19 protein-coding genes and 1 tRNA gene are annotated in these 22,375 nt (G+C 62.4%); 11 read left to right on the top strand and 9 right to left on the bottom strand.

What is annotated here, in order from left to right; genetic code table 11:
* Nucleotides 1-66 precede the first annotated feature (66 nt).
* Nucleotides 67-2,937: a hypothetical protein gene (locus SAZ10_RS15030; protein WP_318610049.1), complete on the top strand. Its 2,871-nt coding sequence runs from the start codon at nt 67-69 to the stop codon at nt 2,935-2,937.
* A 302-nt stretch (nt 2,938-3,239) separates the two neighbouring features.
* Here the strand turns inward: SAZ10_RS15030 and SAZ10_RS15025 are convergent, their stop codons facing one another.
* The gene (locus SAZ10_RS15025; protein ID WP_318610048.1) at nt 3,240-3,908 is read right to left on the bottom strand and encodes a trimeric intracellular cation channel family protein; all 669 of its coding nucleotides are present in this window, start codon (nt 3,906-3,908) and stop codon (nt 3,240-3,242) included.
* A 220-nt stretch (nt 3,909-4,128) separates the two neighbouring features.
* On the opposite strand from SAZ10_RS15025, the gene SAZ10_RS15020 reads away from it, so the two are divergent.
* The 9 genes from SAZ10_RS15020 (at nt 4,129) to SAZ10_RS14980 (ending at nt 13,059) form a co-directional block, all read left to right on the top strand.
* The gene (locus SAZ10_RS15020) at nt 4,129-4,419 is read left to right on the top strand and encodes a hypothetical protein (RefSeq protein ID WP_318610047.1); all 291 of its coding nucleotides are present in this window, start codon (nt 4,129-4,131) and stop codon (nt 4,417-4,419) included.
* Nucleotides 4,420-4,472: 53 nt separating this feature from the next.
* Nucleotides 4,473-7,373, top strand: coding sequence for a monovalent cation/H+ antiporter subunit A (locus tag SAZ10_RS15015; RefSeq protein ID WP_318610046.1), 2,901 nt, complete (start codon nt 4,473-4,475; stop codon nt 7,371-7,373).
* Nucleotides 7,364-7,705: a Na+/H+ antiporter subunit C gene (locus SAZ10_RS15010; RefSeq protein ID WP_318610045.1), complete on the top strand. Its 342-nt coding sequence runs from the start codon at nt 7,364-7,366 to the stop codon at nt 7,703-7,705. Before SAZ10_RS15015 ends, SAZ10_RS15010 begins: the two co-directional genes overlap by 10 nt.
* Entirely contained in the window at nt 7,705-9,336 is a 1,632-nt protein-coding gene (locus tag SAZ10_RS15005) for a monovalent cation/H+ antiporter subunit D (protein ID WP_318610044.1), read from the top strand. The genes SAZ10_RS15010 and SAZ10_RS15005 overlap by 1 nt, the downstream gene beginning before the upstream one ends.
* The gene (locus SAZ10_RS15000) at nt 9,333-9,818 is read left to right on the top strand and encodes a Na+/H+ antiporter subunit E (RefSeq protein ID WP_318610043.1); all 486 of its coding nucleotides are present in this window, start codon (nt 9,333-9,335) and stop codon (nt 9,816-9,818) included. Before SAZ10_RS15005 ends, SAZ10_RS15000 begins: the two co-directional genes overlap by 4 nt.
* Nucleotides 9,815-10,096, top strand: a complete 282-nt coding sequence (locus tag SAZ10_RS14995) for a K+/H+ antiporter subunit F (RefSeq protein WP_318610042.1) — start codon at nt 9,815-9,817, stop codon at nt 10,094-10,096. Before SAZ10_RS15000 ends, SAZ10_RS14995 begins: the two co-directional genes overlap by 4 nt.
* A complete protein-coding gene (gene mnhG, locus SAZ10_RS14990) occupies nt 10,093-10,494 on the top strand; it encodes a monovalent cation/H(+) antiporter subunit G (RefSeq protein ID WP_318610041.1) in 402 nt (133 codons plus the stop codon). Before SAZ10_RS14995 ends, mnhG begins: the two co-directional genes overlap by 4 nt.
* 794 nt (nt 10,495-11,288) lie before the next feature.
* A complete protein-coding gene (locus SAZ10_RS33600; RefSeq protein ID WP_412535221.1) occupies nt 11,289-11,663 on the top strand; it encodes a DUF1127 domain-containing protein in 375 nt (124 codons plus the stop codon).
* An 883-nt stretch (nt 11,664-12,546) separates the two neighbouring features.
* The gene (locus SAZ10_RS14980) at nt 12,547-13,059 is read left to right on the top strand and encodes a PTS sugar transporter subunit IIA (protein ID WP_318610039.1); all 513 of its coding nucleotides are present in this window, start codon (nt 12,547-12,549) and stop codon (nt 13,057-13,059) included.
* Here the strand turns inward: SAZ10_RS14980 and SAZ10_RS14975 are convergent.
* From SAZ10_RS14975 to SAZ10_RS14940, 8 genes are all read right to left on the bottom strand, one after another.
* On the bottom strand, nt 13,020-14,018 hold the full coding sequence (locus tag SAZ10_RS14975) for an SIS domain-containing protein (protein ID WP_318610038.1): 999 nt from the start codon (nt 14,016-14,018) through the stop codon (nt 13,020-13,022). The genes SAZ10_RS14980 and SAZ10_RS14975 overlap by 40 nt on opposite strands.
* Before the next feature lie 10 nt (nt 14,019-14,028).
* On the bottom strand, nt 14,029-14,994 hold the full coding sequence (locus tag SAZ10_RS14970; protein ID WP_318610037.1) for an N-acetylglucosamine kinase: 966 nt from the start codon (nt 14,992-14,994) through the stop codon (nt 14,029-14,031).
* Nucleotides 14,991-16,106, bottom strand: a complete 1,116-nt coding sequence (locus SAZ10_RS14965; protein ID WP_318610036.1) for a sn-glycerol-3-phosphate ABC transporter ATP-binding protein UgpC — start codon at nt 16,104-16,106, stop codon at nt 14,991-14,993. The genes SAZ10_RS14970 and SAZ10_RS14965 overlap by 4 nt, the downstream gene beginning before the upstream one ends.
* A 14-nt stretch (nt 16,107-16,120) precedes the next feature.
* The gene (locus tag SAZ10_RS14960) at nt 16,121-16,969 is read right to left on the bottom strand and encodes a carbohydrate ABC transporter permease (RefSeq protein WP_318610035.1); all 849 of its coding nucleotides are present in this window, start codon (nt 16,967-16,969) and stop codon (nt 16,121-16,123) included.
* On the bottom strand, nt 16,966-17,853 hold the full coding sequence (locus tag SAZ10_RS14955) for a sugar ABC transporter permease (RefSeq protein ID WP_318610034.1): 888 nt from the start codon (nt 17,851-17,853) through the stop codon (nt 16,966-16,968). The genes SAZ10_RS14960 and SAZ10_RS14955 overlap by 4 nt, the downstream gene beginning before the upstream one ends.
* Nucleotides 17,854-17,919: 66 nt before the next feature.
* Nucleotides 17,920-19,194: an ABC transporter substrate-binding protein gene (locus SAZ10_RS14950; protein WP_318610033.1), complete on the bottom strand. Its 1,275-nt coding sequence runs from the start codon at nt 19,192-19,194 to the stop codon at nt 17,920-17,922.
* A gap of 110 nt (nt 19,195-19,304) precedes the next feature.
* Entirely contained in the window at nt 19,305-20,333 is a 1,029-nt protein-coding gene (locus SAZ10_RS14945; RefSeq protein ID WP_318610032.1) for an ROK family protein, read from the bottom strand.
* 693 nt (nt 20,334-21,026) lie between these two features.
* Nucleotides 21,027-21,102 (bottom strand) — tRNA-Ile (locus SAZ10_RS14940).
* A gap of 238 nt (nt 21,103-21,340) precedes the next feature.
* Here SAZ10_RS14940 and SAZ10_RS14935 point away from each other — a divergent pair.
* Nucleotides 21,341-22,048 (top strand): SIMPL domain-containing protein, encoded by a 708-nt coding sequence (locus SAZ10_RS14935; protein ID WP_318610031.1) that lies wholly within the window; start codon nt 21,341-21,343, stop codon nt 22,046-22,048.
* Nucleotides 22,049-22,375 lie beyond the last annotated feature (327 nt).

Raw genomic sequence — 22,375 nt, 5'->3', positions numbered from 1 at the left:
CAACGACGGCTGCCTCAAATCGGAATTGGGTGGGGACTCAATGAAAAAGAAAACTGGAGATAGGTAATGGCTTTGAACACCGACCAGCTTGGTACGCTGATAGGGCCGATGACATCGTCTTCGGAGACGACCGCGCTCGGGGGCGAATTTGCCAAATACGAGCAGGATTTCGCCACCTACAGCGATCAGCACTGGGCGAGTGACGGTTCCAATTGGGAGGCGTCCAACTACTACGATCGCGCTTACATCGACTATGTCGCGTATGCCCGGACCGGCGACGAGAAGTATCTCAATCAAGCCGACGCGATCGTCTCCGACTATGTCAAGAACTATGTCGAACCCAACAACTTCGGCGTGGCGTCGTGGTGGTCCATGCCCAAGGGCATTGCGGCCCACTACCTGCTGCACGGCGATCAGGAGAGCCTCGACGCCATCGGCAAGATGGCCGATCAGGCGGTCAACCCCTGGAACACCGAGAACAACTGGGCGAACCTGTTCGATCCGCATCAAGCCGAAGGTCGCGAGCAGGCGCGCACTCTGGAGACGCTGACGCAGGCCATCATCCTCGATGCGCCCAGCAATGGCGTGCCCAACATCCAGGCCAATGGCGAGGACTGGGGCGTGCAGGGCGGCAACGACTTCAAGGCGCTGGCCAAGTCGCTGGTCGACAAGATCCTCACCTCGGACTTCCAGCATGCCGACGGCTCGCGGCCCAACTATGTCGAGGGCACGACCGCCGACGGCTCGCCGATCGACAAGCCGTTCATGAACGGGCTGATGAACGACGCGCTCATCAACTACTACGAGCAGGTCGACGCCGATCCGCGCATCGTGGACTTCATCAAGGCCAATCTCGACTACATGTGGACGCATGAGTGGGACGCCTCGGCCAAGGCCTTCCAGTACATGGACGAGAACTCGTCCAATGGCACCGAAGCCACGCCGTCGCCCGACCTCAACATGCTCGTCGTCAACGGCTTCGGCTTTGTCTACCAGCATACCGGCGACGCCACCTATCTCGAGCGTGGCGACGAGGTCTTTGCCGGCGGCGTCGAAGGCAACTGGCTGGACGGCTCGAAGCAGTTCAACCAGGAGTATGCGACCTCCTACAAGTATCTTGCCTATACTCAAGGGGACCATGCCGGTACGGGGACTGGCGCAGCGGACAGCTCCAGTGCGGAGTCGCCCGTGTCGGATGCCGGCCAAGATGCTTCGTCGGGGACCGCAAACGGGTCCGATGTCGGGACGGGATCGGGGCAGGACACCACAACCACCGGATCGATCCATGATGGAGCGGATTCGAACGCCAGCCCGCTTGCTTCACTGATCGGGCCGATGACATCGTCTTCGGAGACGACCGCGCTCGGGGGCGAATTTGCCAAGTACGAGCAGGATTTCGCCACCTACAACGATCAGCACTGGGCGAGTGACGGTTCCAATTGGGAGGCGTCCAACTACTACGATCGCGCTTACATCGACTATGTCGCGTATGCCCGGACCGGCGACGAGAAATATCTCAATCAAGCCGACGCGATCGTCTCCGACTATGTCAAGAACTATGTCGAACCCAACAACTTCGGCGTGGCGTCGTGGTGGTCCATGCCCAAGGGCATTGCGGCCCACTACCTGCTGCACGGCGATCAGGAGAGCCTCGACGCCATCGGCAAGATGGCCGATCAGGCGGTCAACCCCTGGAACACCGAGAACAACTGGGCGAACCTGTTCGATCCGCATCAAGCCGAAGGTCGCGAGCAGGCGCGCACTCTGGAGACGCTGACGCAGGCCATCATCCTCGATGCGCCCAGCAATGGCGTGCCCAACATCCAGGCCAATGGCGAGGACTGGGGCGTGCAGGGCGGCAACGACTTCAAGGCGCTGGCCAAGTCGCTGGTCGACAAGATCCTCACCTCGGACTTCCAGCATGCCGACGGCTCGCGGCCCAACTATGTCGAGGGCACGACCGCCGACGGCTCGCCGATCGACAAGCCGTTCATGAACGGGCTGATGAACGACGCGCTCATCAACTACTACGAGCAGGTCGACGCCGATCCGCGCATCGTGGACTTCATCAAGGCCAATCTCGACTACATGTGGACGCATGAGTGGGACGCCTCGGCCAAGGCCTTCCAGTACATGGACGAGAACTCGTCCAATGGCACCGAAGCCACGCCGTCGCCCGACCTCAACATGCTCGTCGTCAACGGCTTCGGCTTTGTCTACCAGCACACCGGCGACGCCACCTATCTCGAGCGTGGCGACGAGGTCTTTGCCGGCGGCGTCGAAGGCAACTGGCTGGACGGCTCGAAGCAGTTCAACCAGGAGTATGCGACCTCCTACAAGTATCTCGCCTATACCCAAGGCGACCATGCGGGGACGGGGACTGCTGTAGCGAGCAACTTTGCCGCACAGTCGCCCGTGTCGGAGGCCGGTCAAGATACTTCGTCGGGGACCGCGAGCGGGTCCGGCATTGGGACGGGTGCAGCACAGGCCAAGGCAGCCGATGTCTCAACCCATGATGCTTCCACGGAAACCTCAACCGGTTCGGACACCGGGAGCGGAACAGCGCAGGCCAAGCCAACCGATGGCTCGACCCACGATGCTTCCGCGGGAACCGCCAGCGGGTCGGATACCGGGACTGGATCGGCGCAAGGCACGTCAACCGACGGATCGACCACCAACAAAGGCCACGGCCATTGGGCGCTGGTGAAGGATGGAACGCTATCTTTTGCGCATCTTTCCAATGGCACAGGCCATCACACGCAGTCGGGTACAGGATCCACCTGGAATTCCGATTCAGGTGCTGGATCAAGCTGGCACTTCGACCACGGCAATGGACATTCGCAGGGTGACGATGTGCAGTCGGATCTCAGCGACATGACCGTCCATTCCCACATGCCAGCGCACGGGTGGCATCTGCCAGCCGATGCCCTGCTATGAGAATGCGCACGACGATCAGTAGCGTTGTGCCCTAGCGAATAGGAGCGAACTGAAGGGCCGCGTCAGCGAAAAGTGCTCAGCGGCTCTCGGATAGTCCGATGCGCAAACATTATATAGAGCGGCGTCGCGATCCTGCATTCGCGCACGCCGCTCTACTCGGGTCGAGCGCCCGATCTTTCGACGCGCGCTGTGTCTGGTGGGCATCTATCGGTCTACGCCCCCTTGGCCATCTCCATTGACACAAGTTCGGCGACGAGATGGGCGAGAACGACGGCTGCCGGCTTGGGCTTGCCAGATAAAGCTCAGTGCGGCTCCTGATTGTTCGACGGATCCATTCCCGCGCGTTGTTGCGCGGAAAGATGCGCGACAGGCAAATGCCAGCGGTACCTGATCGCCATGAAGCGGAGGGCGAAGCACAAAGCGCCTCCCACCAGAGCCGATAGGCCATAGGAAAGACCAGCCGCGTCGCCAATGACGACGATGGATGCGCCGACCAGCGCGGCAACGGCGTAGAGATCGGAACGCAGGACCTGCGGGATCTCGGTCAGGAGAACGTCACGCGTGATGCCGCCACCAATGCCGGTCAGCATGCCCAGAAGAGCGGCCATTACCGGGCTCAATCCGGCTTCGAACGCCTTTTGCGCACCCGCGACGGCGAAGAAGGAAAGTCCCGCAGCGTCGAACCAGAGCACTGGGGTGCGCAGCCTGTCGACGCCGGCATACGAGAAGAAGGTGATGAGCCCTGCCATGACGGAAACCAGCAAGTATCGGCCATCCGTCAGGGCGGCCGGCGGCACGGCGCCGATCAGCAGATCACGCGTGATTCCGCCGAAATTTCCGGCCACGAACGACAGGACGAGGATGCCGAAAATATCCAGTCGGCGATTGACTGCGGCAACCGCCCCGCTGATCGCGAAAACGAACGTGCCGCCGAGGTCAAGGATGCGTACGAAGGTTTCAATGGCGATCATGATGGCTCCGCTCGCTGCGGCATCACGCGTCGAACCGGCAGCATGAGGCGTGCATAGGATAATCCGACGGGAAAACCGCTGCGGAGCTGCATGTTTCCACACGTCGCACTCCGACTGCAATCTGCATTGATCGGTGATCTGAGCAACGTTCCAAAGTGCCTGAGTTCCTTGACATTCCGGGCGCGACAGCCCAAGTTCGCAGCATGTCCAGGGAGCGGTCTTGCTCGACCGTTTCGTCACCTACAGGATCGGCGGCTCCCCACGGCCGGAACGCCGGCTCCTGATTGTTCCTGAAGACGGAATGTGGCCGCCAGCCGAAGTGTCGCTGTCGACGCCTCTTGGCATTACCCTGCTCGGTCTGTCAGTCGGCGACCGGATGTGCATGATCGGCGCCGATGAGCGGCAATCAGCATGTGTCGAGATCTTGGCGGTGGGCCCTTCGGCAGCAAGCGGGATCGCTCGGCAGCCAGCCTTTTCCCGCGGGAGCAAGCTGCTCCCGGTCGTTGGCTGATCGCGGACGATAGCCTAAGAAGCGTTGAAGGCGGCCGAATCACCAGGAGAGCGATGGAGCGTTACCTGCTAGATCTAATCATCGTTCTGCCTTTCATGGCATGTCTCGCGGCGCTCCTGCTTCCCACGGACTCGCGTGCTCCGGCCACCTGGCTCGCAGGGGTCACCACGCTGGCCTGCGTCGGCTTGTCCGTCCTGCTCTATCCGTCGATCAGCGGCGGAGGCAGCCTCCAGCACCGGATCGAGTGGATTCCATCGCTAGGCCTCAGCGTGACGCTCAGGATGGACGGATTCGCCTGGATTTTTGCGACCCTGGTCAGTGGGATCGGGTTCCTGGTCGTCCTATACAGCCGGTATTACATCTCGGCCGAGGATCCGGTCCGCCGCTTCTACTTTCTTTTCCTGGCGTTCACGGGGTCGATGCTGGGGTTCGTCCTGTCAGGAAACTTGATCCTGATGGTCATTTTCTGGGAACTCACCAGCATATTGTCATTTCTGCTCATCGGTTATTGGCACCACAGCCAGGCCGCGCGCGACGGCGCGCGCATGGCCCTGACGGTCACGGCCACCGGCGGCCTCGCGCTGCTGGCAGGCGTTCTCATCATCGGCCATATCGTCGGCAGCTACGATCTGGAGGTTGTGCTGGCATCGGGCGACGCCATACGCGCCCACCAGCTTTACGTTCCAGCGCTCATCCTGGTCTTGCTAGGCGCGTTCACCAAGAGCGCGCAGTTCCCGTTTCATTTCTGGCTGCCCAACGCCATGGCCGCTCCAACGCCTGTGTCGGCCTTCCTTCATTCAGCGACCCTGGTGAAGGCGGGCGTCTTCCTGCTGGCGCGGCTTTGGCCGGTGCTCGCTGGGACGCCAGAATGGTTCACCATCGTCGGGCTTGCGGGAATGGCCTCGCTCGTGCTCGGCGCCTATCTCGCGATGTTCCAGCAGGATCTGAAGGGCTTGCTCGCCTATTCCACGATCAGCCATCTCGGTCTGATCACTCTGCTGCTCAGCCTTGGCAGCCCACTCGGCGCCGTCGCAGCCATATTCCACATGCTGAACCATGCTACCTTCAAGGCTTCTCTGTTCATGGCGGCTGGCATCATCGACCATGAGGCGGGCACGCGGGACCTGCGGCGGTTGAGCGGCCTGTTCCGATACATGCCGATAACGGGCACGCTTGCGATGGTGGCAAGTGCCGCCATGGCTGGCGTTCCGCTGCTCAATGGCTTCCTCTCCAAGGAGATGTTCTTCGCGGAAGCCGTCGCGACACATGCCGAGTCGTGGCTCGACACCGCGGCGCCTTACGCGGCCGTGCTCGGCAGCGCGTTCGCGGTCACCTATTCCATTCGGTTCATCCATTCGATCTTTTTTGGGATGCCGCCCAAAAGCTTCCCTCGCGAGCCGCACGAGCCGCCTTTCTGGATGCGGTTTCCGGTTATGTTCCTTGTGTTGGCCTGCCTCGTCGTCGGCATCGTCCCGGGGCTCACCATCGGGCCTTTCCTGCAGGTCGCCGTGTCGTCGGTCCTCGGCGCCGCAACGCCCCAATACAGCCTGGCGGTCTGGCACGGCTTCACCCTCCCGCTTGCAATGAGCACTGTCGCGCTGGTCGGTGGGGCGTTGCTGTATCTATGGGCGGGCGACTATCTGCAACGCGCCGAAACCGCCCCGCTTTTCGGGCGCATTCAGGGGCAGCGCGTCTTCGAAAGAGTCACGGTAGCGATCTCGTGGCGATGGGCCCGCCTTGTTGAGGAGGTCTTCGGGACGAGGCGCCTGCAGCCGCAGATGCGCCTGCTTGTGGCAGCAGCGATAGCCGCTGCCATCCCGGTTTTCGCTTCGGGCCTCAGCTTCGGGCTCCATGGCAACGAGAGGATGGATTTCGCGTTCTCCGGGCTCTGGTGCGTCGGCATGATCTGCGCGGTCGCGGCCGCCCAGCAGGCCAAGTTCCACCGCCTCGCGGCTCTAGCTCTCTTGGGAGGAACGGGGCTCGTGACTTGCCTGACCTTCGTCTGGCTGTCTGCGCCGGACCTTGCAGCGACGCAGCTCGTCGTGGAGATCGTGACGACAGTGCTTATCCTGCTCGGCCTGCGCTGGCTGCCCAAACGCTCGGAAGCACTTGCGGAGCCGGGCGGCACTCTCGATCGCCTGCGCCGGTTTCGCGACCTGTCGATTGCCGTCCTGGCCGGCACAGGGATGACGGCAATCTCCTATGCGATCATGACGCGCACGCCGCCCGACACGATCGCGGATTTCTTCGTCGAAAAGGCTTACAGCGACGGTGGCGGGCGCAATGTCGTCAACGTCATCCTGGTCGACTTCCGCGGTTTCGACACGCTGGGGGAGATCACGGTTCTCGGAACGGTCGCACTGACTGTCTTCGCTCTGCTGCGGCGGTTCCGTCCCGCGCCTGACAGCATTGAGCGGCCGGAGCAGCAGCGCATCCAGTGGTCCTTCGACGAGGCGGAGCCGGGTAGGGAGGCAGGCGCGACGGCAGCGGAATACATGTACGTGCCCGCGGTAATCATGCAATGGATGTTCCCCGTCGTCATCGTGCTGGCGGCCTACCTCCTCCTGCGCGGTCACGATGCTCCGGGCGGAGGTTTCGCAGCAGGCGTGGCGATGGCCGCAGGCTTCATCCTCCAGTATATGGCGGCAGGCACGGTTTGGGTGGAGGACAGGCTTCGCATCCTCCCCGTCTTCTGGATCGGCGGCGGCCTGCTGCTGGCCGCCTTTACCGGGGCGGCCTCGATGCTGTTTGGCGATCCTTTCTTGACTTCGTATTTCCAGTATGCGGAGCTGCCGCTCGTCGGCAAGGTCCCCTTGGCAAGCGCGGCAGTCTTTGACCTCGGCGTTTTCAGCCTCGTGGTCGGCGCTACGGTGCTGATGCTGATCGCCATCGCCCACCAATCCATCCGCCGGCTGCGGGCAGTCCGCCACGAGGAGCGTCAGCAATGGAATTGACGCTCGCGCTCGCGATCGGAGTGCTCACCGGATCGGGCGTTTGGCTGATCCTGCGTCCGCGCACCTACCAGCTCGTCATCGGCCTCGCGCTGCTTTCCTATGCGGTGAACCTGTTCATCTTCAGCATGGGTCGTCTTCGCGTCGGCGCAGCCCCCGTGCTGGGCGCGGACGGCGCCGGAAATCCGGCGGACTACGCGGATCCGGTTCCGCAGGCGCTGGTGCTCACCGCCATCGTGATCGGTTTCGCGACGACAGCGCTTCTCCTGGTGGTGCTGCTTGCCGCCCGCGGCCTGACGGGCAGCGACCATGTCGACGGCCGGGAGTCTCACTGATGGATTGGGCAAGGCACCTTCTCATCGTCCCGATCCTGCTGCCGCTCGTCACCGGCGCATTCCTCCTGTTGGTGGACGAGCTGCGCCATACGACGAAGGCAATGATCAGCCTCGCGTCGACCCTGCTGCTCCTTGCTTCGGACATAGCGCTGATGCGTATCGCGGATGGGGTTCCGCCCGGAGCCGGCGCCATGTCGTCGGCCTATGCCATTGCGGACTGGCCCGCTCCCTTTGCCATCGTCCTGGTGCTCGACCGTCTGTCGGCCCTGATGCTGGTGCTCACCTCGGTTCTGGGGCTCGCATCGCTGGTTTTCTCAATGGCGCGCTGGCAGCGGGCCGGGCCCCATTTCCACACTCTCTTCCAGTTCCTGCTCATGGGGCTTGGAGGCGCGTTCCTGACGGGAGATTTGTTCAACCTTTTCGTCTTCTTCGAAGTTACCCTGGCGGCCTCCTACGCTTTGCTGCTGCACGGCTCTGGTGCGTTCAGGGTCCGCTCCGGCCTCCACTACATAGCGATCAACCTGGCGTCTTCGCTCCTCTTCCTGATCGGCGTTAGCCTGATCTACGGCGTTGCCGGCACACTCAACATGGCCGATCTGGCGTTGCGCCTGCCCGGCGTGCCTGCCGAAAACCGAATGCTGCTGGAGGCGGGCGCCGCGATCCTGGGCGTGGCATTCCTGGTGAAAGCTGGCATGTGGCCGCTCTGTTTCTGGCTTCCTTCCGCTTACCTGGCTGCCGCAGCTCCGGTCGCCGCGATCTTTGTCCTGCTGACCAAGGTCGGATTCTACGTGCTTCTCCGTCTGACGCTGCTGATCTTCGGCAGCGAGGCGGGGCAGCTGACCGGCTTCGGCGGGATCGTCCTCCTGTGGGGCGGTATTGCCACCCTAATCTTCGCAACGTCCGGCGTGCTGGCGTCGCAGGCGATGGGCAGGCTCGCCGGCTACAGCGTGCTGACCTCTTCGGGAACCCTGCTCGCAGCCGTCGGCATAGGCGATGCCACGGTCGTGTCAGGGGCGCTGTTCTATCTGGTCAGCTCGAGCTTGAGCACAGCGGCTTTCTTCATGCTGATCGAACTGGTGGAGCGCGCACGCGAACCGGGCGCCGACCTGCTCGCAGTGACCATGGAAGCCTATGGCGACGAGGCCGATCCGGACAAGGACGCGGAAGAGGAAGTAGGTGTGGTCATGCCGGGTGCGCTGGCCGTGCTCGGCGTCTGCTTCGGATGCGTCGCCCTTCTACTCGCGGGCCTGCCGCCACTTTCGGGGTTCGTTGCCAAGTTCGCCATGCTGACAGGCATGCTGAACCTGCAAGGCCTGGGCAACCCGGTCGAAATACCGGCGCGGATCTGGCTGCTGGTCGCGCTGGTGATACTGTCTGGACTGGCAGCGCTCGTTGCGATGATGCGCACCGGCATCCGCATCTTCTGGGCGCCCCTGGAGGAGATCGTACCCCGCGTTCTGGTGATTGAGGTGGCGCCTATCGTGACGCTCCTGGCGCTCTGCCTGTTCCTGACTGTCGGGGGAGGAGCGATGATCAGGTACACGGACGCCGCTGCCCGGTCGCTGCATGAGCCCGCCAGCTATATTCAGGGCGTCCTGGAGCCTGGCGCGTCTGGGGCCGCCGTCCGATGAGCCGCGTGTTCCCTTATCCGGTCCTCGCAGCATCCTTGGTGCTGATTTGGTTGCTGCTCAATTCTTTCTCGGTCGGCCAATTCCTTCTCGGAACGGCCGTCGCCGTCGTTGCCTCTCAGGCGATGGCAGCGCTCCGTCCTGCGAAGCCGAGGCTACGGCGCTGGCAGCTCATTCCGTGGCTGGTCGGGGTCGTTGTGCTGGACATTCTTCGATCCAACGTTGCCGTAGCCACACTCATCCTGCAGGGCGATCGCCGCGACAGGGTCTCCGGTTTTGTTTCTATCCCGCTCGATCTGCGCGACAAGACGGGCCTGGCCGTCCTTGCCTGCATCGTTACCAGCACTCCGGGAACTGCATGGGTGGAGTACGCTGCCGATTCAGGCGTCCTGCTGATCCACGTTCTCGACCTCGCCGAGGAAGATGAGTGGGTCACCCTCATCAAGACCCGTTACGAGGCGGTTCTTATGGAGATCTTCGAATGAGCGCCGATATCCTTCTGTGGTCCGTAACCGTCGCTCAGGCCATGCTGGTAGCCGCCATGGGATGCAACACATACAGGCTCATCCGCGGACCGCGCGCGCAGGACCGGGTTCTGTGCCTGGATGCCATGTATGTGAGCGCCATGCTGCTGGTGCTGACGATCGGCATCCGCACAGGGAGCTCGGTCTATTTCGAAGCGGCCCTGATCATCGCTGTGCTGGGCTTTGTGTCGACCGTCGCGCTCGCGAAGTTCCTCATGCGCGGTGAGGTAATCGAATGACGCATGCCGAAAACCTGCCTGTCTGGGTGGCGCTGCTGGCGTCGTTCTTCCTCGTCCTGGGCGCCGGATTGACGCTCGCCGGAGCAATCGGAACCTTGCGGTTCCGTAGCTTCTTCGAGCGCGTGCATGCGCCTACTCTCGGCACCAGCTGGGGAACGGGCGCCATCGTGGTGGCGTCGATCGTCTGCTTCTCGGCGCTAGGTTCGCGGCCCGTTGTCCACGAACTGCTCATCGGCGTCTTCATCACCGTCACCACGCCGGTGACCCTCATGCTCCTCGCGCGGGCGGCTCTCTATCGCGAGCGGGCGGAGGGGAGTGGAGCCGTTCCTCCGCGGTTGACCCTGCGTCGGCCTAAAGGCAACGCCTTACAGGATGAGAGCAGCGACAGCGACAGATGAATGCCCCCGCCGCGTAAGGGCTCGACTAGAGCGGCGGGCACTCAAATTGGATCGCCACGCCGCTCTATCTCTTTGTTTTTGCACCGGATTTACCCGAAGACCGCTTCGCACTTTTCGGTCCGATGCGCTAACCTAGCGGCGCTGTCCAACGATTTCCGAGACCGTGGTCGCCCCCTGAACCTTCTTCTCCTTGTTCTGCTTCGGCTTGCGGGCTTCTCGATTGCCTTTTCTCTTGGCCATTCCGGTTTCCTTCTTGCATGCCCGAGCGATCCGCGGCTGCGCCTCGGAGACTGCTTGGGAAGAACGATGTCACTGAAGGGTTCCCTGGCCAGGCGGAGCTTCATCCGCGAGACCAGGGCCTAGCGGCCTGTCTTCGGCCGCTTTCGGAAGGCAAGTCCGTATGCTGAAATCCTGCTCACGGACGTCATCATGAAGAGTTGGTACGCAAAGTCAAATGGATGAGTTGGGACCGCGAGGATGGCCTTGTGCCCATTGTGCGCCGGGTCTGCCGCCATGCAGGCCTTTCCGGTCCGCCCTGTCAGCGTCCAAAGGCCGCATCCGACCTGCCTCGGATTGAATTGGCTGCTCGGGCTGACCATCTCCGGGCCATGACTACCCCTGGTCGCCACAAGAAATACCTGGTCGTCTCGGCGTCCCTTCTGAACCGTTCCTAGCCCCGAGCGGTTCGGACGCAGCCGTTCACCGTCTCGGGGACTTTCACTCTCATCCAAGCCGAATGGCTCGGCGTCGTTTCCACACGCTCTGACGAGCGTCGGGCAAGCGCAAGACCGCCGATGCCTTCCTACAGGACTGTTTGCGGATGGCCGCTTCTGCAGCCAGCCCCGAACAGTGCTGGCCAATGTGAAAGGAGGGACACAATGTCCATCAACGAGTATCCATTCGCCATGATCCGGCGGGCTTCCAAGGGGCGCAATCTGCGGTCAGCCGTCGCGCAACTTTTCCTGCGTGTGCAGGAACGGTGGCAACGGGGCAGGGCCGTCGCTGCGCTCGAGCGGCTTGACGACAGGCTGCTCGAGGACATCGGAATTGCGAGAAGCGATATCCCCCAAATGGTTGACGGGCGCTTTGGGCAGCAGGAACACGGAAAGGAGGGCTCTAGGGCGACGGCATCCCTGTCCACTGCCTGTCAGCTTCGAAGCGCGACTTGAAAGGCTGCACTGGGTGACCAATGCTTACAGGTCAGCCGAGATGCCGTCGCGGTTGGCCTCACGGAGGCAAGATGGACAGGACAACGAAAACGATTATCGCAGTGGGCTTGTTCGGTTTGATGATCTTGGCCTTTGCGATCATATGACCACGCGTTTCAGGCATCTCGGGCGACATGGCGTCGCCTTGAGAAACCGGCCTGATGGGTTAAGGTAGCCATCATGTGCATGGAGACCTTTGTCAGGATTTCGAGGCTTGCCGGGAACGGACGCTCCCTTTCCCGGGGCAGGCTCTCCCATCCTGAATTCCGCACGTAATCCTGCTCCGGGACATCTCATAGAAAGCGGTTCATTCCTGCGGCGCCTTACGGCGCCGCGCTGATGGAGCGTAAGATGAGAACTCCCCGTTCAAGGCGCATCTGCCTTTCCTGCAGCCGCACGCTGCCCAGAGCTGCTATCCGTTGCCCGTGGTGTATCGTATCGCGGGTAGTCCCCGCGGGTTCCGCACAAGTGTTGGAGCAGGGTATCCATTCTCCAGCAGGCCATGGGCATCGCGAGGTGCTGCCATGAACCTGGATCGCGGCGTGGCGGGACAACCCGCCGGAACTGTCCTCAGGCGCGAGCCGCTCAACCGTGCTCGCCCGTCAGGCATGAGATTGGAAACGCGGCTAGTGTGGCTGGTTTCGAAGGATACCCGTCATAGCTGAGTTCTGTCTCTCTCGGGGAGCTCGCCTTATCAGAGCGGGCATCTGACCCGGACGCGATCCAAGAACCTGGCCTCGCGTCCGGGTTCGCCAGGTTCCCCCTTCTTTCGACTTCAAAGTTGGCGCCGTAATGACGGGCGAGCCTCTGCGCCGCCCCTGGCGGCAATGACCTGGAGGCTGTCATGGAGATCACCGAGCTCCTGCGCGAGCAGGATATCGTGCTGCAGATGCCCGCAAAGGGAAGGCGGTCTGCCTTGGCCAAGGCAGCAGGCTGGCTGGGCGAAAGGGTCGGCAGGGGCCAGGATGAGGTGCTCGCCGCCATGCTGGAGCGCGAACGCCTCGGATCGACCGGCATCGGTCATGGCGTTGCTATCCCGCATGGACGGCTGGACGGTATTGACGCTCCAGCAGCGATGCTCGCGACTTTGGAGCGCCCCGTCTGGTTCGGGTCGCCCGACCTCGCTCCGGTGGACCTGCTGCTGGCGCTTCTGTGGCCGAAATCGGACGTGGCAGGATTCCTGCCCGCCCTTTCGTATTTTTGCCGGCTCCTGCGCCAGCCCGAACTTCGCGAACGCCTGCGCGCGGCCGAAACGCCCGAAGAGGCCTACGCCTGGTTGCAGCTGTCCGCCAGAACGGCCACCTGCCAGACGGACACTCAGGCCCCTTCAGGCACCTTTGTGTCCGACATCCTGTAGCGGAACTTGGTGTCCGTCAGCCCGGCGGCGTCGGACAGCTGGGCGGCTAAAAGCTGCGCTGAGAAAATGTCGATGATGGCCTGGGCGATCAGGTTCTCACATTGCGGGACCCTGATGACGGTCAGAAGTTCGCCGTCGTCAACCCCATCGGCCGTCGTGACTAGAAGCACAGGACAGCCGATGCGTTCCAGATGCTGCGCCAGCTCGATTTCACGCCCGGCGCCAAACAGGACCACTCCGGTGGTTGCGTCCATCGACTCCATGGGCCCGTGCAGATAGTGGCGGGTGTCGTAGGCTGAAGCCGGAATGCGCGACGCCTCTCGGATCAGAAGCGAGGCCCCGTCGGCGGTGCCGAGCGCGGCAACGGCGCCGACACAATCGATGGCGCGCCGTTTAGGGAACAGCCGGGCTAGCCGGTCCATTTTCGCCGCTGCCGCGCTCAGGACCTGACGGGCAAGCGCTGGAACCATCGCGAAGGCATCGTCGGGTGCGCCCACAAGCCTCTGCACCACCATGCCCGCGGCGAGCAACGTAGCGGTATAGCCGGTGCTGGAAGGCGTCGCGTCAGACCCATTGGCTAGCCGCACGTGCAGCTTTGCTGCCTTCGCCAGGGGGCTTTCAGGATCATTGGTGATTGCAAGACTGCCAGCCGAAGGCAGCTTTTCCAGCGCCGCCACCGTCTCTACACTGCGGCCACGATGCGAAAGCCCAATCAGCGCATCGCAAAGATCATGACCTGCGGCCATGTCAACGGACCGCAACGCGAAGGCGCGGCGATCGCGTGCTTGAAGCTCCGCCGCCACCACGACCGCTGCGGCAAAGCTCGCGCCGATGCCGGTCACCCCAATGACCGGCCCGTCCAGCGACGACAGGTCCGTTCTGGCAAGCTCGGCGCTAACGGCGGCATGGGTGTCGGCAAGCGCGTCGGGCTGGCGGGCGATGGTTGAACGATAGCTCACGAGTTTGTCCTTATCTTGGTTGGGAAATCGCCAGGGCCGAGCGTGCTCCACCCGTGGCCGGGGTTTCGATCAGGCTGCCGGCCAGGTAACAGGCACCTTCGACCGGCTTGCCGGTGAACAGGTGGGGGGCGATACGGCCGCTCGAAGCTTCGACGAGCCCTTCGGCGAAGGCACGCCACAACAGGGGCTGGCCGGCGATGACGCTGCCGCCGGCCACCGCATGGGTTGCATTTGCGCCCCTCGCCTCCAGAAGTGCGGCCGTTTGCGCGAGCGCCCGCCCACCTTCACGGATCACCTCGACGGCAAGCTGGGAGCCCGCCTCGGCCGCCTCGAAGATCGCCGCGGCGTGACGCCCAACCACGGCCGCAGAGCGCATTTCGGACAGGGAACTACCCAGGCGGGGGATCGAGGGAACTTTCAGCGTCTCAAAGATCGCCTCAACCAACGGCTCGCCGCGGCCGCCGCCCGAGTCGAAATGACGGGATACGGCTCGAACTGCCTGCCGCATAAGGCCAGCTGCGCTGCCCTCGTCTCCAATTATCCAGCCCCAGCCGCCAGCAACGAGCATCCGGTCCGCCGAGGGCCGGCAAACTGCGATCGAACCGGTGCCGGCTACGACGCCAATCTGCCCGGTGAAGCCAAGGGCAAGGGGCATCAGTTCGGCGTCATTGACCACGGCAAGAGGCGTATCGGTGCGTGCGGATAAGGCGGCCTGGAACGCCTCGCACTCTTCGGCATCGTCGCAGCCGTGTGCGCCTACCGCGATTGCCGCGAGCGGCGCGCCTTCGACCAGGCCCGTCACCAGCTCCAGCAGCCGAGCGGCATCGAGTTCCCAATTGCGGACTCGCCATTCGCCGCTCGAGAGCACCAGATCGCGAGCCGGGCCGCCTTCGACCGGCACGGCCCGCACATGCGTCTTGGTACCGCCGATGTCGATTCCGACGATCACGGCCTTTTCGTTCTTGGACTGACTCATTTTCTGGATCCGCTCGGGCCGCGGACGCGCTGGCCATCTCGGGCGAACAGGAGCGCTCGCCGAACGTCCACCGAGGCGCGGAACGTGCCGCCGGTCACCGCCGCGTCCCGTCCCGCCCGAACGGTCACTCTGGTGCCGTCGACCAGATCCATATGCACGAAACTTTCTGCACCAAGCTCCTCGACCAGCTTGACTTTCCCCTCCAGCAGCAATCCGCCTTCCGGCTGAGGGGCGTCTCCTAACAGAGGGGAGAGATGTTCGGGTCTCAGGCCGAACTCGACCTTGCCCGTCAGACCCGGAACGAAAAGCGGCAGGACCGTCTCGGCTTGCCCCCCGATACCGCCGATGCGCACGCCCTCGGACGAGGCATCGATGGCGTAGGCGGGCAAAAAGTTCATCTTGGGCGAGCCCACGAAGCCGGCGACGAACCGATTGTCCGGATCGTCGTAGATTTCCAGCGGCTTGCCGACCTGCTGCACCCGACCGCCATTCATCACAACCATCTTGTCGGCCAACGTCATGGCCTCGACCTGGTCATGGGTGACGTAGATCATTGTCGTGCCCAGGCGTTTGTGCAGATCCATCAGTTCCGCACGCATCTGCACCCGCAACTCGGCGTCCAGATTGGACAGTGGCTCGTCGAACAGGAACACGCGCGGCTCACGAACGATGGCGCGGCCGATGGCGACGCGCTGTTTCTGGCCGCCTGATAGCTGCGCCGGCTTGCGCTCGAGCAACTTGTCCAGCCGAAGGATCGCCGCCGCCTGCTGGACCTTCTTGGCGATCACCTCGCGCGGCCGGTGCGCCATGCGCAAGCCGAACGACACGTTCTGGAAGGTCGTCATATGCGGATAAAGTGCGTAGGACTGAAATACCATTGCCGTTCCGCGCAGCGCCGGTTCGACCTCGTTGACGATCTCGCCCTCGATGGAGATCGTGCCCGAACTCACCGTCTCCAGTCCCGAGATCATGCGCAAAAGCGTGGATTTCCCGCAGCCGGAGGGGCCGACGAAAACCACGAACTCCCCGCGATCGATGGAAAGGTTCACGTCATCGAGGACAGAGAGCGTGCCGAAGGCCTTCGAGACCGAGGAAATGTCCAGGAATGCCATTGGTCCTTCTCCGGTCAGCCCTTGGTTCCCGACATTGCGATGCCCTCGACGATCTTGCGCTGAAAGATCAGGAAGAACAGGAGCGGAGGAATCGCGGCCAGAAGGTTGGCGGTCATCACCATGTCGACGGTCTGGTGGGAGAGGGGCGAATTGAACAGACCCACTACCTGTCCCACGGTGTACATCTCGGGCTTCGTCCCGATGATCAGCGGCCACATATAGTTGCCCCAGGTCTGCATGAACGTCAGGATGGCCAGCGTGACCAAGGCGTTGCGGCACAGAGGCAGCGCAACGTGCCGGTAGATTTGGATATGGCTCGCCCCATCCAGCCGCGCGGCCTCGATCATGTCCTTGGGGATGGCGCGCATGAACTGCACCAGCATGAACAGGCCGAAGGCCGAGGCGAGGCCGGGTACCACCAGCCCGCGCATCGTATTCAGCCAGCCGAGTTGCGACGTGAGCAGATAAGTTGGGATGATCGTGACTGCTGTGGGCACCATCAGCGACAGCATGACGATGCCGAATAGAAGACTACGCCCCGGAAATTCGAACAGCGCGAACTCGAAGGCCGCAAGCGACCCGATGAGCAGCACGCCGGCGATGGTGAACGCCGCGTAGAGGAGCGAGATGCCGTAAGCACGCAGGTAGTCAGTTTCGGTGAAGATCAGATGTATCTTCTCGATCCCCGCCGGAATCGAAGTCGGCCAGAGGCGTGGATTGATCGACACCGGCTCGCCCGGCAGGGCAAAAACCACGTTGATCATCCACCAGATCGGGAACAGTGCGATGGCGGCAATCATCAGGGCGAGGCCCCATTTGGCCAGGGACCAGACGGGGATGCGGCGTAGCGACTGAGAGGTCATGCCCACCCTCTCCAGCGGCGCAGCCCGAACATGACGGCGGTCAGGACCACTATGGCGACGGTCAACAGGAAGCCGTAGGCGGCAGCCTCGCCGAAACGGACGCTGCCGAACGCCCGGCCCATCATGTCCATGACCGGGAAGAGCAGGGCGTTGCGTCGCCCCCCGTAACTGGTGAAGGACGACCCTGTCAGCAGCCAAGGCTTGTCGAAGACCTGCATGGCTGAGATCAGGCCATATGTCACCACAAAGAACAGCACCGGGCCCAACATCGGAATGGTGATATGGACGATCTGCTGCCACTTGTTGGCGCCGTCCAGCCGCGCGGCCTCGTAGAGTTCGACGGGGATGTTCTTTAGCCCGGCCAGGATGATCACCATGTTGAATCCTGCCGAAACCCAGACGTCTACGGCGATCAGTGCGTAAAGCATCGTGCCGGTGTCGTTCAGAAAATTGACCGAGGGTGCGCCGAACCAGCCGAGCATCATGTTCAGCAGCCCGAAATTCGGCGCATAAATCCAGCGCCAGATGGTGGCGGCCAGGAACGCGGGCAAAACCACCGGCATGAAATAGGCGTTCCGAAAGAAGTTGGCCCAGCGCCCCGTGAAACTGTCCACCAGGAGCGCCAGTCCGAGCGCTACCAGAATTCCCAGCGGCACGGTGATGGCGACATAGGTCAGGAGGTTTCGCATCGCGGTCGAGAATTCGCGCGAGAGCAGGATCTTCTGATAATTGGCAAGCCCCACATATTCCGGCGGCTTCACGCCGTTCCAAGCGTGGAAACTGTAATAGAGGCCACTAACGATCGGATAGAGGAAGAACACCGCAAACAGGATCATGAACGGCGCGATCATGACGTAGTGCGGCAGGTACCGGCGAAGGGACATGGGGGTTCCGGCTCGGGCATGCGGCCGGAGTTGGCTCCGGCCGCAGGCGAGATTACGGTGTGGCGCTTACTTGGCCAGGCAATCGTTCAGCTGCGAGATCATCTCTTCCGCGCCTTGCTCTGGGGTCTTGCTCCCGTCGGCGGTGGCGGAGGCCATGTCGATAACCGTCGAATTGTAGCAGCTCGGTACTGAATCGACGAAATAGGGGGCCGCGACATCCATCGCACCATGTGCAGCGTCGACCGAGACTTTGATCAGCGGCAGCGCTGCGACATCGGGCTCGGCCATTGCGGCGGCGTTTGCATTGTAGCGCGACAGAAGCTTCGCCCAGCGGGCCATCTGCGCCTTTTCGGTGATGTAGGCCGCGAATTCGAAAGCCAGATCAGCATGGGGACCCGGCGCGACACCGACCATTTCGTAGCTCCGGATCCCGCCGGTCTTGCCGGATTCGTCCCCGGGGATCAGCACGAAGTCATACTTCAGCCCACTGGTTTTGGCCGCCTCCTCATAGGTCGGGTTGACCCATGGGCCGACGGTGTGGAAGGCAAGCTGGTTCGAGATGAAAAGATCCTTGGTCGCCTGGTCATTGCGGCTTGTCCCGCTGTTAAGCGGCGCCATGTCAACGAATTTCTGCAGCACTTTAGTCATGGTTGCGGGGTCGATACGCGTCTTGTGGTTTGCCCAGTCGAAACCCCAGCTATCCGTCCCACCGGAGGTCGCATAGATCTCGGCGATCGAGTTGAAGACCAGCGTCTCGTCCGGAATGGCGAACATCCCGGCTTCCTTCACCTTCTTCATTTGCGCGAGCCATTCGCCCCAGGTCGCCGGTGGTTTGCTGGTATCAATGCCAGCCTTTTGAAGCACTGTAAGATTGCGGAATAGCAACGAGCCGAAACCGGTATAGGGCAGGCAGTAGAGCTCATCCGGTTTGGGCATGCAGCTCTTCAGTGCGCTCTGGTCGAACTGGGCCCGGAATTCCTCGGGCATGGCCATCCATTTGGAATAGATGTTGTCCAGTGCAGCGACCTCGACCAGCTGGGCACCAACGGACTGGGCGTTCATGAACACGTCGGGCAGGTTGCCGCTGGCGGCACCGGCCACCTGGCCGGCGGTCAGGTCGTCGTCGCCCTTTCCGACGATATTGATTTTCACCCCGGGATGCTTGGCTGTGAACTCCTTGATGAACTCCTGCTGGAGCGCCAGTGCGTCGCCTTGCGCGAAGTCGGAATAGACCCAGTATTCAAGAGTCACGTCCTCCGCCGCGGCCGTACCGGCGGCCCCGACCGCTAACAGCGCGGCAAGTCCAGCAACGCCGAACCGAAGTTTGCTGAGGGTCCTCAATTCTTCCTCCCTTGATACCCGCAATCGCCAGCCTTTTACGTTAGGCAGCTTAACTAATAAATTAAAAGGCGCGATGTCAAGATGAGGAACGTGGGTGTGGGTGGAAGCCCTTAGGCCTCTCCATCCAAGAGTTGCCGCAGGGTCGCGTCGATTGCGAGACGCTCGATTCCAAGGACGGTCGCATCCGGACCCAGGAGCGTGTTTTGGATATCGACCGGGTAGGAAAGCCTGCTGGCCGTCTCGCGCACCACGGGCAAGAGCAACGGCGAAGCGCCCAGCCCGCCGCCCAGGACAACCAGGCCCGGGTCCACCACGCTGACGCAGGTGGCTATGATGGCACCGATGTCCGAGGCGTGACTGGCCACATGACGCACCGCGTCGGCGTGACCTGTTTCGGCCAGGGCAAGAAGCTCTGCGGTATCGCCCGGCGCCGGCCCCGCCGACGCTGGCCAGTCCGACCGGACACGCGCTATAAAGGCTTCGTTACCGAGATAGTGCTCTGCTTCGCCCGGCAGTGGTTCAGCACCTGGGGCGAAAGGAAAACTCAGGTGGCCAATTTCACCGGCCGCACCGTTGCGGCCGCGCACGAGTTGATCGTTCAGCACAAGTCCCATGCCGATCTTCAACCCGATCTGCACATATGCAAAGCTCGAGACGCCTCTTGCCGCGCCATAGTGCCGCTCGGCTATGGCTGCGCAGTTGACATTGTTCTCAAGGATCAGCGTGACCCCGCGAGGCGGGCTGAACGCACTGAACACGATCTCCTGCCGGCTGCCCACCACATCGCCTCCGGGCCCCACGACCCGCGTCGGTACGGCAAGCCCGATGGCCCGCAATGGCCCCCAGCTTTGGTCAGCCATAGAACGTATGATGGAAAACTCGGAAGCGACAGCCCGGCTGATTTCTTCGTTGATTGTCAGCTGGCTCGTAGGAAGACGCAGAACCCGGTTAGCCAGTTGCCTGCGATCGAGAGCACAGGCACGAAGCCGTAAGTGTGTAGCACCAGCATCGACGGCGATAACGTGCCCGGCTCCCGATCCCACCTTGTATTGTGCTGCGCTACGTCCCAGAGGGCCCTGGATCGCGCCGACCATTTCGACATAGCCGAGCTCCTCGAGTTCAGCGATGGCAGCCGACATTGTGGGGCGCGACAGACCTAAGGACACTCCGATTTGCGGTCTGGTCGAGGGGCCATCCTCGACCAGTCGCCGGAACACCGCGCGAGCGCTCCCGGTCAGGACCGGTCTGTTCAGGGCGGCCACTGTTCGCTCCAAGAGTTCGCTGAATCAGATGCGAGATGCTAAATTGTCAGACATGTCCTGCCCCGGCGCCAAAGCGGTCGATCCCTGAAAAAGGGCTTCGCGCCTGTTGAGGCATGCCTGCTGGATTTCATTGAGCACGTAGCGAGCCCCCATTGCGGTGCCACAGACATTCCGTCTGGCAAAAGTCGTGTCTTGCGAGGAACCGACCAGCCTCACATGCATTTGCAACCTCTGGCCAGTGCCGACCGTCTCCTAAGACATGACCGCGCGGCGTTCAAGGTTCGCGGCGGTTCAGCTTCAAGCCATATCTCTAGTGGGGAACATGTCCGTCTCACGCCACAAAGGGTGCATCCAAATGCGCCATGCCAGCTGTGATTAGCGGCCCCGCGGGATCATCGCCGAGGTCTGCTTTTCCTCAGCGGCTGACATTGAGGCGCATAGCGTCGTTCATTTAGCGCGGCGAAAACGACTGTAACGGTGTCGTTGCTTCGCCAACACTTGCCCATTGGCGACAATCGCAGGGGCGAGTCCAAAGCTAACAAAAAACAACGAAACCAAAAGCTTAGTTATTGGTGGGCCCGGAGGGACTCGAACCCCCAACCAAGCGGTTATGAGCCGCCGGCTCTAACCATTGAGCTACAGGCCCCACGGCGGCTGACTTAGTGGCTTTTTTCCGGTCGCACAAGCCATGCCGCAATCGCTCCGCAATCGGTCCATAGAGCAGGCCGCATTGCAGTCGTTCGGCATAACCTAATTCTTTGTTCTGCCGGATGATTTTACAGGAGAACTCTGCGATTTCTCCGAATCGCGATCGACAGACCCAAGGATCCATCTTCCGCGGACGTCCCAAGGGAGATGCCATCCAGACCAGCAAGGAGACTTTGATGACGAAAAAATTGCTCGCAGCCGCGCTTGCCGCCGCGATTGCATTGCCCGCCGTCGCGCATGCCGCCGAACCGCCGCCACGCCGCATCGTGGTGATGGGGGAGGGCGAGGCGACGGTGAAACCCGATATCGCGCTTCTGTCGCTCAGCGTCATGCGTGAGGCGGCGACAGCACGCGAGGCGCTCGATGCCAACAACAAGGCGATGGCCGACGTGATCGCCGCCATGAAGGGGTCCGGGGTCGCCGATCGCGACCTGCAGACGGCGGGCGTGCAGATCAATCCGCGCTACGACTTCCAGAATAAGCCTGACGGCTCGCAGGAGAGCAAGCTTGTCGCCTATCAGGTCACCAATTCGCTCAGCGTGCGCGTGCGCGATCTCTCCAAGACGGGCGAGATCCTCGACAAGTCGGTGAGCCTTGGCGTCAACCAGGGCGGCGGCGTCACGTTCACCAACGACGATCCCTCGGCGACCCTCAAAGAGGCGCGCAAGAAGGCCGTCGCCGATGCGATCGACAGGGCGAAGACGTTGACAGAAGCGGCCGGAGTCAAGCTTGGACAAGTGATGGAAATCTCAGACGTCGCTTTCCGACAGCCGCCCGTACCGCTCGCGGCCAAGGCCTTTGACCGTGCAGCCGAGGCCGTGCCGGTGGAGGCCGGAGAGAACTCCTACAGGGTTCAGGTCAACGTGACGTTCGAGCTGGATTAGGGAAGTAGGGGAGTAGGGGAGTAGGGGAGTATGGGAGTATGTTGCCGACCGCCTCATTCTCCTACTCCCCTACCTCCCTATTGCCCTATTCCCTTCCCCTAGCTTCTGAACACGGTAACAATTTCGGCACCGCCGGCACCCGGCGCCTCGACACACACCGGCATCCTCTGCTATCCGGGCGCCGCTGCTTCAACCAAACGCATGCCGGCCGGCAGTCCGGCGTTCCCGCTTACGGGACTCGAATTCAGCCCCTCGGGCGAGGTCCGCAAACAAATCGACGGCCTGGATGTCCGGTCATGCCGCGCTGGTGCGTCATGGGCCGAGACG

The organism is Mesorhizobium sp. BAC0120, assembly GCF_033542235.1.
In the GTDB taxonomy this organism is placed as follows: domain Bacteria; phylum Pseudomonadota; class Alphaproteobacteria; order Rhizobiales; family Rhizobiaceae; genus JAWRCU01.
The sequence above is the reverse complement of the archived record's forward strand: the minus strand, read 5'-3'. Positions and strand labels throughout refer to the sequence as shown.